Here is a 19,985-nt window from a genome sequence, read left to right as displayed (position 1 = left end):
CGAGGCCGATTTTTTGCACGCGTGAGCGCCGCTTGCGGCTCCGCGCAGGGAATGTGCGGAATGATTGGGTTGGGTGAGGGCCTGTTGGATCAATCCGTTGCACAGGTCGCTTCGCCGAATTGGAGGCTTAATCCGAGCCTCCAAAACTCAACCCGCGCGAGTATTTCCCCCTAACAAAGTCAACACTTCACCCGTGACGTAGCTCGAATCCGCCTCGGATGCGAAGTACACATAAGCCGGCGAAATCTCCTCCAGCTGCGCCGGCCGCTGAAACTTGGTCTGCATGCCGAAGTCGGTTACTTTTTCAGCCGGCTGGTCCGCCGGGTTGAGCGGGGTCCAAACCGGCCCCGGCGCGACGCAATTCACCCTGATCCGCGATTCCGCCAGATTCTGGGCCAGCGATTTGGTGAAAGCGACGATCGCCCCTTTCGTGGCAGAGTAATCGAGCAGCCCCGAATTGCCTTCCATACCGGTCATCGACCCGGTGTTGATAATCGAATCGCCACCCTTGAGGTGCGGCAGTGCCGTCTTGGTCATTAGGACTGCCGCAGTTCGTTCATTCTCCCGAGTTCGCGTGAATATTTCACAGAACAAGAAGAAATTGATCTTTATCCTTATGCCGCTTTTTCTAAAGCGGAGATTCCTGCCGGCGAAGGACGACCGGCATTGCCGCCGATGAATGAGCCGGAAACCCGAGCTTTGGGCTTCCGTGCCGCACCGTGTCAGGGATGACGTTTCAGCATGTTCTCGGAAATCTCGACCTTAAACGGAGCACGAACGTCGTGCTCGCCTGCAATCCAAAGGAGTGAATTGTGTATAATCGAAAAAGCATGGGCCTCATCGCCATCGTATCGACGATGCTCTTGGGATCCTTGGTTTTGCCGGGTAAAACCTCGGCGGAAACAGAGGGTTGGATATCCTTGCCTTACATTGACGCAAACATACCATTTGCGGTCATCCCGGAGCCGGAGGGCGGACGTACCATCGATTACGCCCTGGACAAGGCGATCCAGGATGCGGAGAGCTGGTCTGCGTTCTGGAACGAGATCCATCCGGGCGAACCGGTGCCGGTGATCGATTTCGAAACGAAGATGGTAGTCGCCACGGCACTGGGCGGAGGAAATCGGTCATCCATGATCGAGGTAACCAGAGTGGAAAAATCGCGGCTGGGGTCCAGCCCCCTCACCAAGGTACGTATCAGGGAAACGCGGCCCGGGCTAAACTGCGTTGTCCCGCTGATCTATGCGCCGCCGCCGCATGTTCTCATCGTTACGGAGAAAGACGACGACGTATCCTTCCGGCGAACGAATGTAGTCCGGAATTGCCCATAAGCGGTTTGGACCGGAACCTGAAACGGAGAATAGACTAGTGCAGTGAGCCGGCCAGGCCCGGGAGATCATACAGGCCGTCCTGCTGCATCCGTTCCGGGTCACTCCTGCTTTTCTCCGGGTTTCATTTTCGGTCCCGCAAATCGTTGCACCTATAATCCTGTTACGCCGCCGGCTCGTCAGTGCTGAGGAGCTTGGCGGCAAGCTTGGTCGGAAACGATGTTGGTGCCGGCTCGAAGGGGCACTTTCCGAACTCACATGCACCGGCGGCGCGATGCCCTCGCCGCAACGCGTGCGGTCGACCATCAGCTTAGAAGTCATTGAACTTTTAACTGACGCCATGGACCAAAATACCAGTAGTCGGTAATACGCCTGCTACATGGATAGTTTCAGTTTTTACCAGGGAAGGGTCATTTGTAAGCTTTCCGGTCCTCATTCAAACCCATAACCGGACCGCAAGGAAAGCGACTCTTTCTTACTGCTCGGTTAAGCAAGCTTCGGGGCGGGTTTCAATCCGCTACTGAATTATGGCCAGTTCAGCCGACGCGCTGCCGGGACCAATGACGGCGCACAGGGCAAATCCCAAATCGGCCGAGCGAGCGAAGGCGGCGCGCCGTTCGCCCAAGTACGGCAAGGATGCACTCTTGAAGTGGAGATCATGGCTATGACAGGGAGTGGAAGGAAACACGTCGTCGTTACCGGCGGAGCCGGATTTCTCGGAACGAATCTCTGCCGCCGGCTGCTGAGCGAAGGTCATGCGGTCACTTGCATCGACAACTTTAGAACCGGAGGCAAAGACATCCTCTTGGGGCTTCGGGAACTGGGAACCCTGGAAATCATCCACCAGGACATCACCCAGCCGCTGCACGTCGAAAACATAGACGAAATCTATAATCTCGCCTGCTCCGCTTCGCCCGTCCACTATCAGGCCGATCCGGTCCATACGCTGAAAACCTGCGTTCAGGGCTCGCTCAATCTCCTGGACATGGCCCGTGCTTCCAAGGCCAGGATCTTCCAGGCGTCGACCAGCGAGGTGTACGGGGATCCGGAAACCCATCCGCAGCACGAAGACTATCGCGGTGCGGTCAATCCCGTAGGTCCCAGGGCCTGTTACGACGAAGGCAAACGCTGCGCCGAAACCTTGTTTCTCAACTATTTCCGACAGCATAAAGTGCGTGTCAAGGTCGGGCGCATCTTCAATACCTACGGACCTTACATGCGGCTCAACGACGGCCGTGTAGTACCCAACCTGATAGGCCAGGCCCTCCGAAACCGTCCATTGACGATCTATGGCGACGGCAGCCAAACACGTTCCTTCTGCTACGTTGACGATTTGGTCGAGGCCATGGAACGCTTCATGGCGACCGCCGACGACGTGGCGGGTCCCATCAATATGGGCAATCCGGTCGAAATCACCATGCTGGAACTGGCCGATACGATCATCGAGCTGACCGGCTCGCGTTCGAGAATCACCTTCCGGCCTCTGCCGGAGGACGACCCGATCCGGCGCTGTCCCGACATCAGCCGTGCCAGGGAAAAACTGGAATGGACGCCGCGCACGCCTCTCGTCGACGGATTGAAACGCACCATCGACTATTTCGACGGCACGCTGACCCACAAGAGACATTTACCGTCGAAGGCAATGACGGGAAGTTGACCGCCAGGGCCGGTACCTTGTACTGCGCAGTTTACTGATGGGAGCCGGCAGTGCTTCATCGCCGGATGCGCCCCATCGGCATCGGCGCTACATCTAAAGCACGGATCGATTAGGAGCGACTATGGAAAGAATCTTGATTACCGGAGGAGCGGGATTTATCGGCTCGCACCTGGCCGATGCGTTGATCGATCAAGGCTATCGGGTACGCGTGCTCGACGCCCTCAGCGAGCAAGTCCACGGCGGCGTCCGGCAGCCGCCTGATTACCTCAATCCCGCGGTCGAGTTCATGCACGGCGACATCTGCAATGCCGAATCGGTCGGCGAGGCACTGCAGAACGTGGATGCCGTGTTTCACTTCGCGGCAGCGGTCGGTGTCGGCCAGAGCATGTACCAGATCGCGCGGTATACCGACATCAATAACCGCGGCACCGCCGTCCTGCTGCAGTGTCTGATCGAACAGCCGGTGAAGAAATTGGCCGTGGCGTCCAGCATGAGCGTTTACGGCGAAGGGCTTTACCGCGCCGCCGACGGACAAACCTGCGCTCCCCCGGAACGGCTGCCGGCGCAGCTTCAGCAAGGCTTGTGGGAACTGCGCGACAAAAACGGCGGTTCTCTGCAACCGCTGCCCACGCCGGAATCGAAGACAACGTCCCCGGCATCGGTTTACGCGCTGTCCAAATACGACCAGGAACGCCTCTGCCTGCTGGTTGGCCAGGCCTATAACATTCCCACCGTCGCGCTGCGTTTCTTCAATGTCTACGGCACCCGGCAAGCCTTGTCCAATCCCTACACCGGCGTGCTCGCGATCTTCGCCGCCCGGTATCTGAACGGCAACAGTCCGCTGATTTTCGAGGACGGCGAGCAACAGCGCGACTTCGTCAACATCCGCGATGTCGTACAGGCCTGCGTGCTCGCGCTCGAACGCGACCAAGCCGCCGGACGAATATTCAACGTCGGCAGCGGCCTCAGCCATACGGTGCGCGACATTGCGGCGCATATGGGCCGCCTGCTCGGGCGGGAAGAGATTCGTCCGGTCATCACCCGGCAATATCGGGTAGGCGATATCCGCCACTGCTTCGCCGATATCGGCGAAGCCCGGAGGATTCTCGGCTACACCCCCCGCATCGGCCTGGAAGAAGGCATGGGTGAACTGGTGGAATGGCTGCAAACGCAAGCGGCATTCGACCGGTTCGAGGCTGCGAACGAAGAGCTTTCCCAGCGGGGACTGCGGCTATGAGCGACACGCGCAAACCTTCGAATCCGAAACGAGGCTCGACCGCGAGTGACTCAAGGCCGGTTCTGATTAGCGGCGGAGCGGGCTTCGTCGGGACCAATCTCGCGGACAGCCTGCTAGCCGACGGCATACCGGTATTGGTCTTCGACAATCTCGGACGCCCCGGCGTCGAACGCAATCTCGACTGGCTCCGCTCGACCCATGGCGAGCGGGTCCAGGTCGAAATCGCCGACATCCGGGATGTCCAGGCGATACGAAACGCCGTCCACCGATCGCGGCAGGTGTTCCACTTTGCCGCACAGGTAGCGGTCACGACCAGCCTCGAAAATCCGAGCGTCGATTTCGAGGTGAACCTCCGCGGCACGTTGAACGTGCTGGAAGCCCTGCGCTCGGCCGGAAATCCCCCGCCGCTGGTCTATACCTCGACCAACAAGGTCTATGGCGAACTTTCCGATATCGTCATGCGACGCCAGGGCGACCGCTACATGCCGCGTGACGAGGAAACCGCCCGCAACGGCATCGGCGAAGACCGCCCCCTGGACTTTCACAGCCCCTACGGATGCTCGAAAGGCGGAGCCGAACAATATGTCCTGGACTACGCACGCAGCTACGGACTCCCCACCGCCGTATTCCGCATGAGCTGCATCTACGGACCGCATCAGTACGGTACCGAGGATCAGGGCTGGGTCGCTCACTTCCTGATTCGCGCCTTGCAGGGCAAGCCGATAACCATTTTCGGGGACGGACTTCAAGTCAGGGATGTACTGTTCGTCGAAGACCTGGTGAAAGCCTTGCGGCTGGCCGGAGACTACATCGACCGGCTGCGGGGGCAGGTGTTCAACGTCGGCGGCGGTCCGGCCAAGACCACCAGCCTGATCGAACTGGTGGATCTCATCGAGGAACTGCACGGCCGGCGGCTCGAACTGAAATTCGCTCCCTGGCGCACCGGTGACCAGAAATACTACGTCTCCGACACCCGCAAGCTGGCCCGCGCCATCGGCTGGCAACCGGAAATCACCGTCCGCGCTGGCGTGGCGGCAACATACGCATGGTTACTGATGTACTTGGAGGAAAAGACGCGGTACAACCACGATATGGCAGTGGAAGCGCGGACGAAGAGATTCTGAAGCCGTGATTGCCGATGGCCGATAAAAACAACCCCCACGCGCCCCTCCCTTCGGAAGGCGCCGCAAAGGAACGCTAGCGAAGCGGGAAAACGGAGCACACCGTTGATCCGTCATCGGCCGATGCCCGCTTCCGCAACGGGACAACTCGGCACGAAGCCGAGGACAAGGAGGACATCAACGCGTGAGACCGGCAAAGGAACAAGGTTCCCTCCCGGAAGCCGTCGATCCGGTTCGCTGTACGGCAGCCGTTTTCAGCGGACCGAAGGAGATTCGAACGACGTCCGTTTCCGTGCCCGCGCCGGGCCCCGGGCAGGTGCGCGTCAAGCTGGAAGGCTGCGGCGTCTGCGGTTCGAACCTGCCGGTATGGGAGGGACGCCCCTGGTTCGACTACCCGCTCCCGGCCGGCGCCCCCGGGCACGAAGGCTGGGGCCGCGTCGAGGCGGTCGGCGGCGGCGTCGAACATCCGTCCGTGGGCACTCGGGTCGCCGTTCTCTCCCATCACGCTTACGCCGAATACGATCTGGTCGACGCCTGCGCGGCGATTCCCCTTCCCGCCATACTCGACGGACAGCCTTTCCCAGGCGAACCGCTGGCCTGCGCGATGAACGTGTTTCAGCGCAGCGGCATCAAACCGGGCACTACGGTGGCTGTGGTCGGCATCGGCTTCCTGGGGGCGCTGCTCGTCAGTCTGGCCGTCAAGGCCGGAGCCCGCGTCATCGCCTTGTCGCGCCGGCGTTACGCGCTCGACGTCGCCCGCCGCCTCGGCGCCATGGAAACCCCCTCGTCCGACGATGTCCGCGGCGCCGTCAAACGCGTCAAAGCGCTGACCAACGATGTCGGCTGCGACTGCGTGCTGGAAGTCGCGGGCGAACAGTCCACCCTCGATCTGGCCACCGAATTGACGCGGATCAGAGGCCGCCTGGTCATCGCCGGTTACCATCAGGACGGGCCGCGCACGGTGAACATGCAATTGTGGAACTGGCGCGGCCTCGACGTCATCAACGCCCACGAACGCGATCCGCAGCAATACGTCGACGGCCTGCGCGCGGCGATCGCGGCGGCGGCCACCGGCCGCATCGATCCGGCACCGCTTTATACCCATCGGTTTGCCCTCGAGGAACTGCCCCGGGCGTTCGAGCTGATGCGGTCGCGTCCGAAGGGCTTTCTGAAAGCGCTGGTACTGCCATGAGCGCCGACCCGACGCGGACCACGCCTCCGGAAGCTCCAATTCGACGGCCGCGGCTGGGCTTTCTCGGCGTAGGCTGGATCGGCCGCAACCGGATGGCCGCCGTTGCCGACCAGGGCTGCGCCGAAATCGTCGCGATCGCCGACCCCACGGCGGAAGCCTTGCGGGAGGCCAAGCGCCTCGCGCCCGGCGCGATGCTGAGTGATCGTCCGGAGAGCCTCTTCGACAGCAGCGTGGACGGCATTGTCATCGCCACGCCCAGCGCCGCCCACGCCCGCCAGGCGACGGCGGCGCTCGAACGCGGACTTGCCGTGTTCTGCCAAAAACCTCTGGCCCGTACCGGGCAGGAAGCGCAAGGCGTCGTCGTTGCGGCGCGCCGCGCCGACCGACTCCTGGGCGTGGACTTGAGCTATCGCCACGTGCGCGGCATGGCGGAGATTCGCGAAGCTGTCCGCCGCGGCGAACTCGGTGAAATCTATGCCATGGACCTGACTTTCCACAACGCCTACGGACCGGACAAGCCCTGGTTCTACGACATGGCTCAGGCCGGCGGCGGATGCGTCATGGATCTGGGCATCCATCTCGTCGATTTGGCCCTTTGGATGCTGGATTTCCCGGCGATCGAGACCGTTTCCAGCCGCTTGTACGCCGGCGGGAAGTGCCTGGCGAAGCCGGTCGAACAGGTCGAAGACTACGCGGTCGCCGAAATCGGATTCCGCACCGGCGCGGTCGCACGCATTGCCTGTTCCTGGCGTCTTTCGGCCGGCCGCGACGCGGTCATCGATTTCTCCTTCTACGGCACGCGGGGCGCGGCCTCGCTTCGGAATGTCGACGGCTCTTTCCACGATTTCGTCGTAGAACGCTATAACGGAAGGCAACGCGAGATCGTCGCCGGCTATCCCGACGCCTGGGGTGGTCGGGCGCTCATCCACTGGGTACGGCAACTGCGCGAAAGCGGCCGCTTCGCTCCCGAAGCCCGACAGTTCGTCGAAGTCGCCGAAACGCTCGACAGGATTTATCAACGATGAAAATCCTGATGACGGCGGACACGATCGGAGGCGTGTGGCGTTACGTGCTGGAACTGGCACGCGGGCTCGAAGCTTTCGGAGCGGATATCACACTGGCGACGATGGGCGCGCTCCTGACCTTGGAACAGCGGCGCGAAGTCGCGGCACTTCCCAATGTCGAGGTCGTCGAAAGCCGCTACAAACTGGTCTGGATGGACGATCCCTGGCCCGATCTCGAAGCCGCCGGCCATTGGCTCATGAAACTGGCCGAGGACTTGAAACCCGCGATGATCCATTTGAACGACTATCCCCACGGCAATCTGCCCTGGCCCGCCCCGGTGCTGACGGTCGGCCATTCCTGCGTGCTTTCGTGGTGGCAGGCGGTATATGGAGAACCCGCGCCGAAGCGGCTGGAGCGCTATCGGCAAGTCGTTCGAAACGGTCTGAGGGCGGCGGACTGCCTGGTCGCACCGAGCGCCGCCATGCTCGCCGAATTGCGCAGGCTTTACCAGCCCTTGCCGCCGTCCCGAGTCATCCCCAACGGTCGCGCAAACCAGCCCGAAAACGACAAAAAACCGCTCATTCTCTCGGCCGGCCGCCTATGGGATCCGGCCAAGAACATCGCCGCCCTCGCCCATATCGCGCCGCGCTTATCATGGCCGGTCTATATCGCCGGCGAAGCCCGGCACCCCGACGGCGAAACCTCCGAGTTCGCGGGCGTCTGCTGCCTGGGCCGGCTAACGCCGGAACAACTGGCGAACTGGTTCGGTCATGCCGCCATCTATGCCCTCCCCGCCCGCTACGAACCGTTCGGATTGTCAGCGCTCGAAGCGGCCTCGGCAGGATGTGCCCTGGTACTGGGCGACATTCCGAGTCTTCGCGAAATATGGCGGGACGCCGCCCTGTTCGTTCCGCCCGGCGATACCGAGCGACTGTACTGGTCGCTTCAGGCACTGATCGATCGCCCGGATTTGCGCCATGACTACGCGGTCAAAGCCAGAAGGAGAGCAGCATTGTTCACGCCGCAACAGATGGCCGGCGCTTATTGGAGCACGTATCGCGAGCTGCTCGCCGATAGATCTTCCGCCGAAGAAGCCAGGCATGAATCGATTGAATATGAACTCAGCCGCTAAAGCGTTTTCATCCCGCTCGCACGGCACAACCGGCTTGGCGGGAGTCGTCGGCGCCTTCGGTTCGGGTGTATGGAGTCAAGCATTTGCCGGTGGGCAATCCCTTGGCGACGAATCCGCCGGTCCAACCGCACTGTCGGCAAAGGATTGCCCACCTACGCGGCAGCGCCCGACGGTAGGTCTAAAAATGCTGTACAGCGGTGCGGGTGCGTTCCCTTCCGCAGTGTCCAACTAAAAACGATGGAACCGTAGAATGAAGTTCGTTCTCTTTTATCACTCGCTGATCTCCGACTGGAATCACGGCAATGCCCATTTCCTGCGGGGCATCGCCACCGAATTGCTGTTACGCGGCCACCGCGTCGAAATTTACGAACCCACCGACGGCTGGAGCCTTCGAAATCTTCGCACCGAAAGGCTTTCGGACTCGCTGATGGGTTTTTTCAAAACCTATCCCCATCTGCTAAGCCGCTTCTATCAACTCGAAAATTTCGATGTCGGCGCGGTTCTGGCGGACGCGGACGTGGTCATCGTGCACGAGTGGAACGACCCCGCCCTGGTGAAAAAGATCGGGCGCCATCGAGCCCGCTCGAACCATTACCTCCTGTTGTTCCACGACACCCATCACCGCGCGGTGACCGACCCCGAATCGATCGCCCGCTACGACCTGGAACACTTCGACGGCGTGCTCGCGTTCGGCAAGGTGCTGCGCGACATCTACCTGGATCGGGGCTGGGCGGCACGCGTCTGGACCTGGCATGAAGCCGCCGATACCCATGTGTTCCGGCCCTTGCCGGGTGGACCCGAGGAAGGGGATTTGGTCTGGATAGGCAACTGGGGCGACGATGAGCGTACCCATGAACTCAAGCAATACCTGTTCGATCCCGTCGAGACGCTCGGGCTCCGGGCAAGAGTCTACGGCGTACGCTACCCGGAACGGGCGCTCCAGGTCTTATCCGCAGCCGGAATCGAATACGGCGGATGGTTGCCGAATTACGAGGTTCCCCGAATCTTCGCCCGCTTCAGGCTCACCGTACACATCCCGCGGCGGCCTTATCGCAGGGCGCTGCCCGGCATACCGACCATACGCCCCTTCGAAGCGCTGGCCTGCGGGATTCCCCTGGTCAGCGCACCGTGGGACGATGTCGAGAACCTGTTCACGCCCGGCCGGGACTTCCTGATGGTCCATTCCCGTCGTGAAATGGAGGAAGCCATGGCGGCGATCCTGCACGACCGCAAGTTCGCGCGGACCTTGGCCGACCAGGGCCGGACCGCCATACTCAGGCGGCACACCTGCGCTCACCGCGTTGACGAATTGATCGGGATCTGCCGGGAACTGCGCCTGTCCCGTTTCGCCGAGCACCGCCCCAGAAAAGAGCCGGCAGTAACCTAGGAGGGTTAGTCATGAAGCATAGGCCGCAAATCGCTTTCTTCGGCTCCAGTCTGGTCTCCGCCTATTGGAACGGTGCTGCCACTTATTACCGCGGACTGATTCGTGCCTTGAGCGAACGCGGCTACCGTACCTCCTTCTACGAACCGGACGCCTTCGAACGGCAGCAGCACCGCGATATCGCCGACCCGACCTGGGCTAGGGTCGTGGTTTACCCCGCCACCGAATCCGGCGTCTCGCAAGCGCTCGAATCGGCCCGGCAAGCCGACATCCTGGTCAAGGCCAGCGGCGTCGGCGTATTCGACGATTGGCTCGAACGCGAAATCTTGAATCTCCGGGCTCCGAACCGAACCGTACTATTTTGGGACGTCGATGCGCCCGCCACTTTGGAGCGGGTGCAACGAAATCCGAACGACCCGTTTCGGGTCCTGATTCCCCGTTACGACATGATCCTGACCTACGGCGGCGGAACACCTGTCGTGGAAGCCTACCGAACCCTGGGCGCGCGGGACTGCGTACCGGTTTATAACGCACTGGACCCGGCAATACATTATCCCGTGTCCCCGGCGCCCCGCTTCGCCGCCACCTTGGGATTTCTCGGCAACCGCCTCCCGGACCGGGAGACGCGGGTCCACGAATTCTTTTTCGGACCCGCGGCCCGCGTCCCGGAGGCTCGATTCCTGCTCGGCGGAAACGGCTGGGAATGCGGTGCACCGGACTTCCCCAATGTTCGCTACCTCGGCCATGTCTACGCCCACGATCACAATGCTTTCAATTGCAGTTCACGCATGGTCCTCAACATCAACCGAAGCAGCATGGCACGCTTCGGCTACTCCCCCGCCACCCGTATTTTCGAGGCGGCCGGCGCCGGTGCCTGCATTGTTACCGACGCCTGGGAGGGCATCGAGCAGTTTCTGGAGCCGGAGCGGGAAATTCTGGTCGCCCATTCCGGGGACGACGTGGTTCGGTATCTGGAGACGATATCGGAAGAACGTTCCCGGGTGATCGGAGCCGCCGCCATGCGACGGGTGATCGCGCAGCACACCTATGCGCACCGGGCGGCGCTGGTCCACCGCATTCTGAACGGATCGCCGGCAAGCGGCAGTTGGAGCAACACGCCCTCGCTGCGATCTAAAACTGAAGAGAATGCTGTTCCGGAACGGTACAACGCCTCCTTCAATCCGTACACAGGAGCCTGATCATGTCCGAGCCATTGAACATCGTCATTTTGGGACTGTCGATTACTTCATCCTGGGGTAATGGTCACGCCACGACTTATCGGGCGCTGGTCCACGGCCTCAGTCTCCGCGGCCATAGCGTGCTTTTCCTGGAACGCGACCAGCCGTGGTACGCGAAAAACCGGGACCTGCCCCATCCGCCCTACGGCACGACGTGCCTTTATGCCGATTTCGACGAGTTGAGAGACCGGTTCACCGAGGAGGTCGCGCAGGCCGATCTGGTCATCGTCGGATCGTACGTTCCGGACGGCGTCGAGGTCGGGCGATGGGTGGTCGACACGGCGCGCGGCCTTACCGCGTTTTACGACATCGATACCCCGATCACCCTGGCAAAACTGGTACACGGCGATTACGAATATCTGCATCCGGATCTGATCCCCCGCTACGGGTTGTATCTGTCGTTCACCGGTGGCCCGCTTCTGTCCTGGCTCAAACGCTCGTACCGGGCGCAACGGGTGGAACCGCTCTACTGCTCGGTAGATCCGGATCTGCACTCTGCCGATTTCGGCCCCATCGAATACGACCTCGGCTACATGGGCACATACAGCGAGGATAGGCAGCCGATAGTCCAGGAACTGCTGCTGAAACCGGCGCAGATCTGGAAAGAAGGCCGCTTCGCCGTTGTCGGGCCGCAGTATCCGGAAACCATCGCATGGCCTCGCAATGTCAACCGCATCGAACATTTTCCGCCCAGTTCACACCGGCGTTTCTACACTTCGCAGCGTTTTACCCTGAACATCACCCGGCGCGAGATGGTGCGTGCCGGATACTCGCCCAGCGTACGGCTATTCGAAGCCGCCGCCTGCGGGACGCCGGTGATTTCGGACATCTGGCAAGGTCTCAATAGCTTCTTCAGGATCGGCGAAGAAATTCTGGTGGCCGAGCGAGCCGAAGACGTTCTGCGTTATCTCCAGGAAACCTCGGATGCCGAGCGGAATCGCATCGGCGAGCGGGCGCGCGCCAAAGTGCTTTCCGCGCACACGTCGATCCATCGCGCCATCGAAGTGGAGAACCACGTGCGCCGGATACGCGGCGGATACCCTAGACCTCGCATCATCCACAGCTACGGATAGAGCGTTTGTTCTCGGGTGTAGCGGACGGGCTGCGTTCCAGCCGCTCTACCCGAACCGGAAAGGGTACTCGCCATGAGGATTCAGTCTCGAATGATCAATGCCCGGAGGTATCGCCATGTCTCACGAATCGAAAAAAACGACGAATCACGAGGAGATTCGCCGCTGGGTGGAGGAGCGCGGAGGCTGGCCGGCGACTGTTAAAGGCACCGCCGCCAGGGAGGACGAGGCCGGTATCCTGCGCATCCGTTTCACGGAAGGCGGTGATACGCTGGAAAGGATCTCCTGGGAAGCGTTCTTCGACAAATTCGAAGAACAGAAGCTGGCCTTTCTCTATCAGGAAAAAACTCAGAGCGGCGAAGTGAGCCGTTTCTTCAAGCTGGTACGTCGCGATTGATCGGCAGGCTTCGATGTACTGCCCGCTACTCGGAGTATTTGATTTTTGGTGTAGACGTGCGGTGAACTGCTCAAGGTAAGTCGGCGTATACGCCACGGAAACAAAACATCATCTTCGATCGAACCGGGCATAGGATACGCAAGGTCGCGGCTTCAATCGCGAGCGATGACATCGGGATGTGAACTCATAGCTTGCCGGCCTCTGTCCATAGCCTCTCCCGTCCCACCTGCTTATACCAGTGCTCGAACCGAGAGCGGTATTTCTCAAAAGGCTCGGAAAGCGTCGGACGGGGATCTTCACTGAGAGAGTAAGCCATACCCTCGGTGAACCATTGAGGTTTAATCCAGGTGTTGATCGTCCCCAGCCTTTCATTCTGCAGGTGATGAATCATTTCATGGCGTACGTAATACGGTTTCCATGCGCGAGGACTGATAACGACGCCGAACGTACCGATAGTAGCGGCGGAACGTTTTTCTAACCCGAACGATTGAAAGCAGGCGTCGGAGCTGCAAAAAATAACCCGCGGTCCATTTTCGATCAAGCCGACCGACGCGTTGACGAAATGCAAGGCTTCATCATATAGCCTGACCGTTTCCTCGGAACGGGACACGTCGTCCGTGCACAAGTTGTCATGGATGCAGGATAACCCCGTCAGTTCAGGTGCCACGACTCGAAAGGGTTTAAAGAAAGCCCACGCCGCGACGGGAAGGCCGAGCATGCCGATAAGCAATAGACGATTCAGCATAGGAACGCCTTGGATCTATATAACGTTATGTTTTACCCCACCTTGGCACGGCAGTCAGGATACGGACTAGGCGGACTGTTTTGCATAGAGCAACATTTGTGTACAGCGAAAGAGCGCAATGGTCTTGCCGGTTTCCTTGTGCGTGACCTCGGCATCCCAGACCTGGGTCGTTCTCCCGAGGTGCACCGCCCTGGCGTGACACTCGATCGTTCCGTCTCTGGCAGTGCCTAGGTGGTTGGCTTTGAGCTCGATCGTCGTGAAACCGGTTGCCCCCGACGGCAGGTTTGCCATACAGCCGTAGCCGGCCGAGGTGTCTGCAAGCGTTACCACGGTTCCGGCATGCAGAAAGCCATTGGGCGCCATCAGCACCGGCCGCACGGCGAGTTCGGACCTCACTTCTCCTCGGGATACGTGTGTGATAACGATTCCGAGATAACCCGGCAAACTGTCCGCGCCGAACTGGTTGAAATCTTCCGGTGTGTGCATGGAAGTCTGTTTGGGCATCTCTTACGGTAGACACGACGGCTAGCCGCATCCCTGCGAATTGACTTCACGGTGTATTCGGAATCTCCGCCTCGACCAATTTCGCAAGCAGGGCAAGCGACTCCTGCCAGCCGAGATAGCAAGCGTCCGCCGGGATGGCATCCGGGACTCCTTCCTGAGTGATGTTCACCTCAGTTCCACACGACACCGCCTTAAAGCTGATGGTCACCTGCATCGCGCCGGCTAGATTCGGATCCTCGAACTTGTCGGTGTAGCGAATTCGTTCGTGTGGCACTAATTCGAGATACTCCCCGCCGAAGTGGTGGCTCTTGCCGGTGGTAAAGTTCGTAAACGACATCTTGTAGGAGCCGCCAACGCGGGCATCCATCTGATGAACCTTGCCGGTGAATCCGTTTGGAGGAACCCACTTGGCCATAGCATCCGGATCGAGGAACGCTCGATAGACGCGTTCGGGTGTAGCCCGGAGGACACGATGCAATCGGATGGTATTGGGCATCATTCATTCTCCTTTCGATAGGTTATGCCGGGACTGGCTCTCTGTAGTCGAACGGACAAGTTCGATTTCGACGGCACCTCGATGCCCGGCATATCAACGGAATGCAAGAGCCGACGAAATCCAGGCTTAAGCCGATGGGCCGGAACGGCGTAGCGGTGGAGGGCTCGTCGGCTTGACCCGCTCGTTAGAGCAAAATCAGGCACGTGGCTGCGGAAACGACTACTCGGTGGCGCATAGGCGTAACTTCTCCTTTCAAGGACCATAAACGAAGCCGCCGAGCCTGATTTAAAAGCCACCCTTCAAAACCGCAGCAGAGCGGCGCGTCCCTTTGACCAGTTTGATAGGCAAAATATGTAATTCCTGATAAGACGTGCTGACGAAGGAGGCGCATCGCTCACGATTGATGCGCTTCGTCCCTCAGTGCACCTGTCCCTGTGCAAACGAGTTTTATATTTTCACATCACCGAACGCAAGACAGAATGCATCCAAGGAATCGTGTGATGGCGGCGTTACTTTACCCCAGAGACCATCCGTACCCTTTAAGGCATCATTGCTGGGTAGAATAAAATCGGCTAATCCTGATTTTGCGAAAGCAATTCCTTTCCCGACCTCGTCAAAAGTAAGAAAGCGTGATGTCGCTCTGACTTCCACTCGAAGCCCAGCAGCGACACGCTGGGCGAGTGTGTAGCCAGCAAAGATAGGAGTAACGCCCGAGCTACACATGGCCAAGACAAAAATTGGAAGACTGCCTTTTAAAGGGGAGAGCGCCTCTAGCATAGCGTAATATTGACTGCCACCAGTTGTGTCATGGCTCACCAATACAACAAAGAGGGGTGTTTTGCTTTTCAATATTGAAATGAGGGATTTAGGCTCGACATAGCGTGCGCTGTTAGGGAAACAATTTGCGAGGCGACATCCTTCGCGCTTCCCGTCGGCATCCAGGCCGACTATTACGGTTGCTTCTAGTGATGGCATTTGGCACCCCTCTGTTTAGGTATTTAAGAATCCAAAGATACGTCGCACAAATCGACTTTATTGCCTACGATGAGCCGTGCCGCATATACGACCAACGAAGTAGTTGAGCGTCACGACGCATACAACCGAGATCAAAAAGAGAATAGACCTTTCCGCGTCATGGTGCTCGAACGCCGGGTTCGACGGAATTTACCCCAAAGCGTCCGTTAACCGGCGAAGCAAAATGGATGAATCGTTGACAGTACCGGGGATCAACGAGAAATCCATTTTATTTCGATTGGTTAATGTATCGAAACATACAAAACAAATTTTGCACCCTAAACTCCGAGTCGATTGCACCTTCGACGCTCGAATATAACGCTGTACCAGAAAACTAAATCTCCGAGACCGTCGGGTACTACGTTTCGGGCTCATGGAGTACTGCGGAATCGTGATGCCGGGAAAAACCTATCCGCTCGGGTGGATGAGGGGGCTATTCAACGCCCGACCACCAATTTTTGCGGAGGCTCGGCTTCGGCGCAATACTGGCCGGAAAGTGATCGGAGGCACCCGAGACGGCATCGGCCTGCATCGCCTCCCTCTCTCTTGAATTGAACCCCTGCCATACGAATGCGGCATCGCGGACTCCTATCGAACCGCGCTGATAGCCCGGTGTCTAACTTTCGAGTCGATCGCCGAGTGATCGAAGCACCGGTTTTACCGGAGCGGCCGACCACCGGCGATTAATCGGATCATGGCGCTGCCTCAACAGTCGCCTTCCCAGGAGACGAAAGGACCAGATCCTAAGGAGTTCAAAATGGCAAGCATGCACAAATCCATAGAAGTCAACGTGCCGGTAAAGGTTGCTTACAACCAGTGGACCCAGTTCGAAGACTTTCCCAGTTTCATGGAAAACATCGTGGAAGTCAGCCAGGTCGACGACAGCCACGTGCACTGGCACGCCGAGATTGCAGGCAAACACAAGGAATGGGACACGGAAATTGTCGAGCAGGTACCGGATCAGCGCATCGCATGGCGTACCATGGCAGGGCCCGAGAATCACGGAATCGTGAGTTTCGAGCCGGTGGGCGGCGACCGTACCCGGGTGAGCGTGGATATCGAGTATCAGCCCGAAACCACCATGGAGAAGGTCGGCGAGATGCTCGGGATGGTATCGTCCAACGTGGAAGAGGACTTGGAAAACTTCAGGGACTTTATCGAATCGCGAGGACACGAGACCGGCGCCTGGCGCGGCGAGATCCACTGAACCGAAAATTACCGCAAAATCGATATACCCGATCATTCTTCAAGGCCTGACTGGCCGCCACGGCTGCCGCGCAGCCTTGAGGAATCACGATCCGGGTAAACCAAAAACAAGCCCGCGTCGCAAACCGGCTTTCTTCCCCTTTCGCTACGCCCTCCCCCTATCGTTCAAAAGCCCTTGCGGACGGATGAAGGGCTTGGGGAGGGCGGGGTAAAAACACAAGCCGGTCATTCCTCAGCAGCACATTTCGGCAAGGGATTGCCGAACTCTTTTGATCAGGCCCGTAACCGTCCTCCTGACGAGCTCTGCTTAAGTCCTTCGACAGGCCTGCCCCACGGCGGTACACGCTTAAGCATGCCCCGCGCGGTTCGCCGCCGCTCCGAATAAAGCGGCCCGCAGCCGGGCTAAGGAGCTCTCGAATGACACACTCGGGTACGGAATCGGCATCACGATCCGTTCGCGTCACCCGATCGGCAGAAATCGTCACCGGCCGATCGTATCGGGCATAATGCGGACAATCAAAACCAGCCCGCGAGAACGCCACCATGCAGATTTTCCGAACCAAGAGAACCACCACGGACGACATTCAGGACAGCGGACTGAGGCGTTGCCTGGGCGCGATGGATCTGACCCTGCTCGGCATCGGGGCCATCATCGGCACCGGAATCTTCGTACTGACCGGCATCGCGGCCGCGACGCAGGCGGGACCCGCCGTGATCATTTCCTTCGTCCTCGCCGGCCTGGCCTGCACGTTCGCCGCGCTGTCCTACGCCGAACTGGCTTCGAGCGTGGGCGGATGCGGCAGTGCCTACGGATACAGCTACGCGGCATTCGGCGAGCTGGCGGCCTGGATCATCGGCTGGGATTTGATTCTGGAATACGGGCTCTCGGTAGCGGCCGTGGCTAACGGCTGGTCAGGCTATTTCAACAACGCCCTTACGGCTATCGGTCTACCGCTCCCCGATTACCTGACCCGAGCGCCGGAACTGGGAGGAATCATCAATCTTCCCGCCGCGGGTATCGTGATGATCCTCATGATTCTGTTGATCATCGGCGTCAAGGAAAGCGCCAAGCTCAATTCTCTGATGGTTTTCATCAAGCTGCTGACCATAGGCGTGTTCGTCTCGGTCGCGATGTTCAATGTCGATCCGGCCAACTGGGAGCCCTTCATGCCTTTCGGCTGGTTCAATCACACCGCCGAAGGTAAACCAATCGGCATTTTCGCGGGTGCTTCCATCGTTTTCTTCGCCTATGTCGGATTCGACGCGGTGTCGACCGCAACCGAAGAAGCACAAAATCCGAAAAAGGACGTACCCATAGGCATCGTCGCGGCGCTGGTTTTCTGCACCTTGATCTATATTCTGGTTGCCGGATTGTTGACAGCGGTGGTCCCCTATACCGACCTCAACGTATCCTCTCCCGTGGCCCACGCGCTCGGACTTCTGGGTTTGAACTGGGCGTCCGCCCTGGTGGCGACCGGCGTCATTACCGGGCTGACCACGGTCATGCTGGTGCTTTATTACGCTCTTACCCGCATCATCTTCGCCATGGCGCGGGACGGTCTTTTGTCTCCGTGGTTTTCGACCGTCAACCGGAAAACCCAGACCCCCGTGAGAGTCATCATTCTGTGCGGTTTCCTAATCGCGTCCGTTGCGGGTCTCGTGCCGCTGAGCGAACTCGCCGAACTGGTCAATATCGGTACCCTGTTCGCCTTCGTGCTGGTCTGTCTCGGCGTGATGATTCTCCGCATCACCGAGCCCCACATGCACCGCCCGTTCAAAGCGCCCGCCAATCCGGTGCTTCCGATCCTCGGCGTCCTCTCGTGCGGCGCGCTGATGGTCTTTCTACCGACGACGACCTGGTACCGATTCGTGATCTGGCTGGGTCTGGGTTTGATCGTCTATTTCGTCTATTCGGTACGCCACAGCAAGCTGGCGAAAACGGAGGAAGCGCAGGCTAACGAGGTTTAGAGCATTCGCGCGTGGGCTGCCCGACCAACGGCTTTGTCGGCAAAGGATTGCCGACCTACAAATGCGTGAATCCATTCACCGGAACCGAAGGCGCCGACGACACCCGCCAAGCCTGTTTTGCCGTGCGAGCGAGATGAAACGCTCTCGCCCCGCCCCGGACGACGAGCGGCGCAGAAAGCTGCTCCGCCGGTAGTAGCGCCTATACGTCAGTGCCGCTCGGAAGCGGATGGGCGCGAATTCGATTTTTGCCGAGCCGGGTCGGCGGACCATACCAGCCTAACGCGGCTTTTCGTTTTGGTCTCGACCGGCGTTGCGGTGCCCCCGGAGTGTCCAGCGGAGGAATCCAGAATCAGCTGCTTACGCGGAGATCCGATACTTTTCGGATCGCGGGTCGCGTAGCTATTGCGAACCCGGTCCTCGGGCATCCGGCCGATGTGCAGCCGAGGCTTGGGCCGGCCTTGCCAATTCCGTGCATCGTGCAGGAGCTGCGGCGGGCGCACTTCCCGGTACACGGCATCCGAACCGGCGCCGTCTGCTCGATCGGGACCGAATGCCGCGGCTTGCGCTCTTTCGAAACTGCGCTGACGCAACCAGGCCCTCAGTTCATTCAGCGTAACCCGCTCGTCCTCGCTGAATTCGAGATCGGCGTCGCCCTCGGCGCCCGAACTCGCTTCTTCGATTTCTTCGTCATCCGGCAGGGGACTGAACTTCTGGGCCACGGCCGGCGCGGAAAACGCCCATATGGCGAGGAGTCCCCCAAATGCCCTAATTGACCAATTGTTCACCATCATCCCCCGCGAAAAGATTATGCGAGTTTACACTTCGAAAAAGAAAACGAACGACATCCACTTGTCCAAGTTTCCGACGAGAAATCGGCCGCATATTATCGGCCGAAACGGCACGCCGCTGACAACAAAGATAGCCCTGGTCGTCCTGGTACCAGCTCTAGGTCAACGCATTGAGAATGACCAAGAGAATTATGGCCCCGAGCACCGCTGTCGCGAAGCTTATCAAAGATGTCGGACGCTCTACACCCGGTTCTCCCCCGAATCCAAGGCGATCGGCAATCCAACCACCGATGAAAGCGCCGATAATGCCCACCGCGATATTGCTCAAGAGCCCCATCTCGTCTGCCCGACCGACGATCATGCTGGCTACCCAGCCGGCGATCCCGCCGAATATAATCCAAAGCAACATTTCGATCTCTCCCTGTTACGATAACAAATTCGGGACAGCGCCACGCCTTCGGCATCCCTATTCTGAAACAAATACGCCTACAGTTTGGGCAAGT

At 59.5% G+C, this 19,985-nt stretch carries 20 protein-coding genes; 13 read left to right on the top strand and 7 right to left on the bottom strand.

Going from position 1 to position 19,985, the window contains the following annotated elements:
- Window positions 1-147: 147 nt before the first annotated feature.
- Window positions 148-594, bottom strand: coding sequence for an SDR family oxidoreductase (locus sS8_RS23290; RefSeq protein WP_269461476.1), 447 nt, complete (start codon window positions 592-594; stop codon window positions 148-150).
- Window positions 595-812: 218 nt separating this feature from the next.
- Here sS8_RS23290 and sS8_RS23285 point away from each other — a divergent pair, with 218 nt between their 5' ends.
- The 11 genes from sS8_RS23285 (at window position 813) to sS8_RS23235 (ending at window position 12,761) form a co-directional block, all read left to right on the top strand.
- Entirely contained in the window at window positions 813-1,331 is a 519-nt protein-coding gene (locus sS8_RS23285; protein ID WP_145986657.1) for a hypothetical protein, read from the top strand.
- A gap of 655 nt (window positions 1,332-1,986) precedes the next feature.
- Window positions 1,987-2,985, top strand: a complete 999-nt coding sequence (locus sS8_RS23280) for a UDP-glucuronic acid decarboxylase family protein (RefSeq protein WP_232020403.1) — start codon at window positions 1,987-1,989, stop codon at window positions 2,983-2,985.
- A 121-nt stretch (window positions 2,986-3,106) separates the two neighbouring features.
- Entirely contained in the window at window positions 3,107-4,222 is a 1,116-nt protein-coding gene (locus tag sS8_RS23275; protein ID WP_119631860.1) for an NAD-dependent epimerase/dehydratase family protein, read from the top strand.
- Entirely contained in the window at window positions 4,219-5,346 is a 1,128-nt protein-coding gene (locus tag sS8_RS23270) for an NAD-dependent epimerase/dehydratase family protein (protein WP_119631859.1), read from the top strand. The genes sS8_RS23275 and sS8_RS23270 overlap by 4 nt, the downstream gene beginning before the upstream one ends.
- Before the next feature lie 181 nt (window positions 5,347-5,527).
- A complete protein-coding gene (locus sS8_RS23265) occupies window positions 5,528-6,535 on the top strand; it encodes an MDR/zinc-dependent alcohol dehydrogenase-like family protein (protein ID WP_119631858.1) in 1,008 nt (335 codons plus the stop codon).
- A complete protein-coding gene (locus sS8_RS23260) occupies window positions 6,532-7,560 on the top strand; it encodes a Gfo/Idh/MocA family protein (RefSeq protein ID WP_119631857.1) in 1,029 nt (342 codons plus the stop codon). Before sS8_RS23265 ends, sS8_RS23260 begins: the two co-directional genes overlap by 4 nt.
- Window positions 7,557-8,672, top strand: a complete 1,116-nt coding sequence (locus sS8_RS23255; RefSeq protein ID WP_119631856.1) for a glycosyltransferase family 4 protein — start codon at window positions 7,557-7,559, stop codon at window positions 8,670-8,672. The genes sS8_RS23260 and sS8_RS23255 overlap by 4 nt, the downstream gene beginning before the upstream one ends.
- Window positions 8,673-8,922: 250 nt before the next feature.
- Complete coding sequence (locus sS8_RS23250) at window positions 8,923-10,059, top strand: CgeB family protein (RefSeq protein WP_119631855.1); 1,137 nt, start codon at window positions 8,923-8,925, stop codon at window positions 10,057-10,059.
- An 11-nt stretch (window positions 10,060-10,070) separates the two neighbouring features.
- Complete coding sequence (locus sS8_RS23245; RefSeq protein WP_119631854.1) at window positions 10,071-11,255, top strand: CgeB family protein; 1,185 nt, start codon at window positions 10,071-10,073, stop codon at window positions 11,253-11,255.
- 2 nt (window positions 11,256-11,257) lie between these two features.
- Window positions 11,258-12,367, top strand: coding sequence for a CgeB family protein (locus tag sS8_RS23240; protein WP_119631853.1), 1,110 nt, complete (start codon window positions 11,258-11,260; stop codon window positions 12,365-12,367).
- Window positions 12,368-12,482: 115 nt separating this feature from the next.
- The gene (locus sS8_RS23235; protein ID WP_119632975.1) at window positions 12,483-12,761 is read left to right on the top strand and encodes a hypothetical protein; all 279 of its coding nucleotides are present in this window, start codon (window positions 12,483-12,485) and stop codon (window positions 12,759-12,761) included.
- A 184-nt stretch (window positions 12,762-12,945) separates the two neighbouring features.
- Here sS8_RS23235 and sS8_RS23230 read toward each other — a convergent pair whose 3' ends face one another.
- The 4 genes from sS8_RS23230 to sS8_RS27805 form a co-directional block, all read right to left on the bottom strand.
- Entirely contained in the window at window positions 12,946-13,506 is a 561-nt protein-coding gene (locus tag sS8_RS23230; RefSeq protein ID WP_119631852.1) for a hypothetical protein, read from the bottom strand.
- Between the two features lie 66 nt (window positions 13,507-13,572).
- Window positions 13,573-14,010, bottom strand: a complete 438-nt coding sequence (locus sS8_RS23225; protein WP_197716610.1) for a PaaI family thioesterase — start codon at window positions 14,008-14,010, stop codon at window positions 13,573-13,575.
- Between the two features lie 46 nt (window positions 14,011-14,056).
- Window positions 14,057-14,509: an SRPBCC family protein gene (locus sS8_RS23220; protein ID WP_119631850.1), complete on the bottom strand. Its 453-nt coding sequence runs from the start codon at window positions 14,507-14,509 to the stop codon at window positions 14,057-14,059.
- 444 nt (window positions 14,510-14,953) lie between these two features.
- On the bottom strand, window positions 14,954-15,481 hold the full coding sequence (locus tag sS8_RS27805; protein ID WP_145986656.1) for a hypothetical protein: 528 nt from the start codon (window positions 15,479-15,481) through the stop codon (window positions 14,954-14,956).
- A gap of 796 nt (window positions 15,482-16,277) precedes the next feature.
- On the opposite strand from sS8_RS27805, the gene sS8_RS23215 reads away from it, so the two are divergent.
- Complete coding sequence (locus tag sS8_RS23215) at window positions 16,278-16,727, top strand: SRPBCC family protein (RefSeq protein ID WP_119631849.1); 450 nt, start codon at window positions 16,278-16,280, stop codon at window positions 16,725-16,727.
- Window positions 16,728-17,269: 542 nt separating this feature from the next.
- Window positions 17,270-18,694 (top strand): amino acid permease, encoded by a 1,425-nt coding sequence (locus tag sS8_RS23210; RefSeq protein WP_119631848.1) that lies wholly within the window; start codon window positions 17,270-17,272, stop codon window positions 18,692-18,694.
- 206 nt (window positions 18,695-18,900) lie between these two features.
- On the opposite strand, the gene sS8_RS23205 is transcribed toward sS8_RS23210, so the two are convergent.
- Together sS8_RS23205 and sS8_RS23200 are read right to left on the bottom strand one after the other, a co-directional pair.
- The gene (locus sS8_RS23205; protein ID WP_119631847.1) at window positions 18,901-19,413 is read right to left on the bottom strand and encodes a hypothetical protein; all 513 of its coding nucleotides are present in this window, start codon (window positions 19,411-19,413) and stop codon (window positions 18,901-18,903) included.
- A gap of 226 nt (window positions 19,414-19,639) precedes the next feature.
- Window positions 19,640-19,891 (bottom strand): GlsB/YeaQ/YmgE family stress response membrane protein, encoded by a 252-nt coding sequence (locus sS8_RS23200; protein ID WP_197716609.1) that lies wholly within the window; start codon window positions 19,889-19,891, stop codon window positions 19,640-19,642.
- Window positions 19,892-19,985: the final 94 nt, after the last annotated feature.

Origin of the sequence: Methylocaldum marinum, assembly GCF_003584645.1 — a bacterium.
Lineage (GTDB): Bacteria > Pseudomonadota > Gammaproteobacteria > Methylococcales > Methylococcaceae > Methylocaldum > Methylocaldum marinum.
This window is presented reverse-complemented; position numbering and strand designations above follow the sequence as displayed.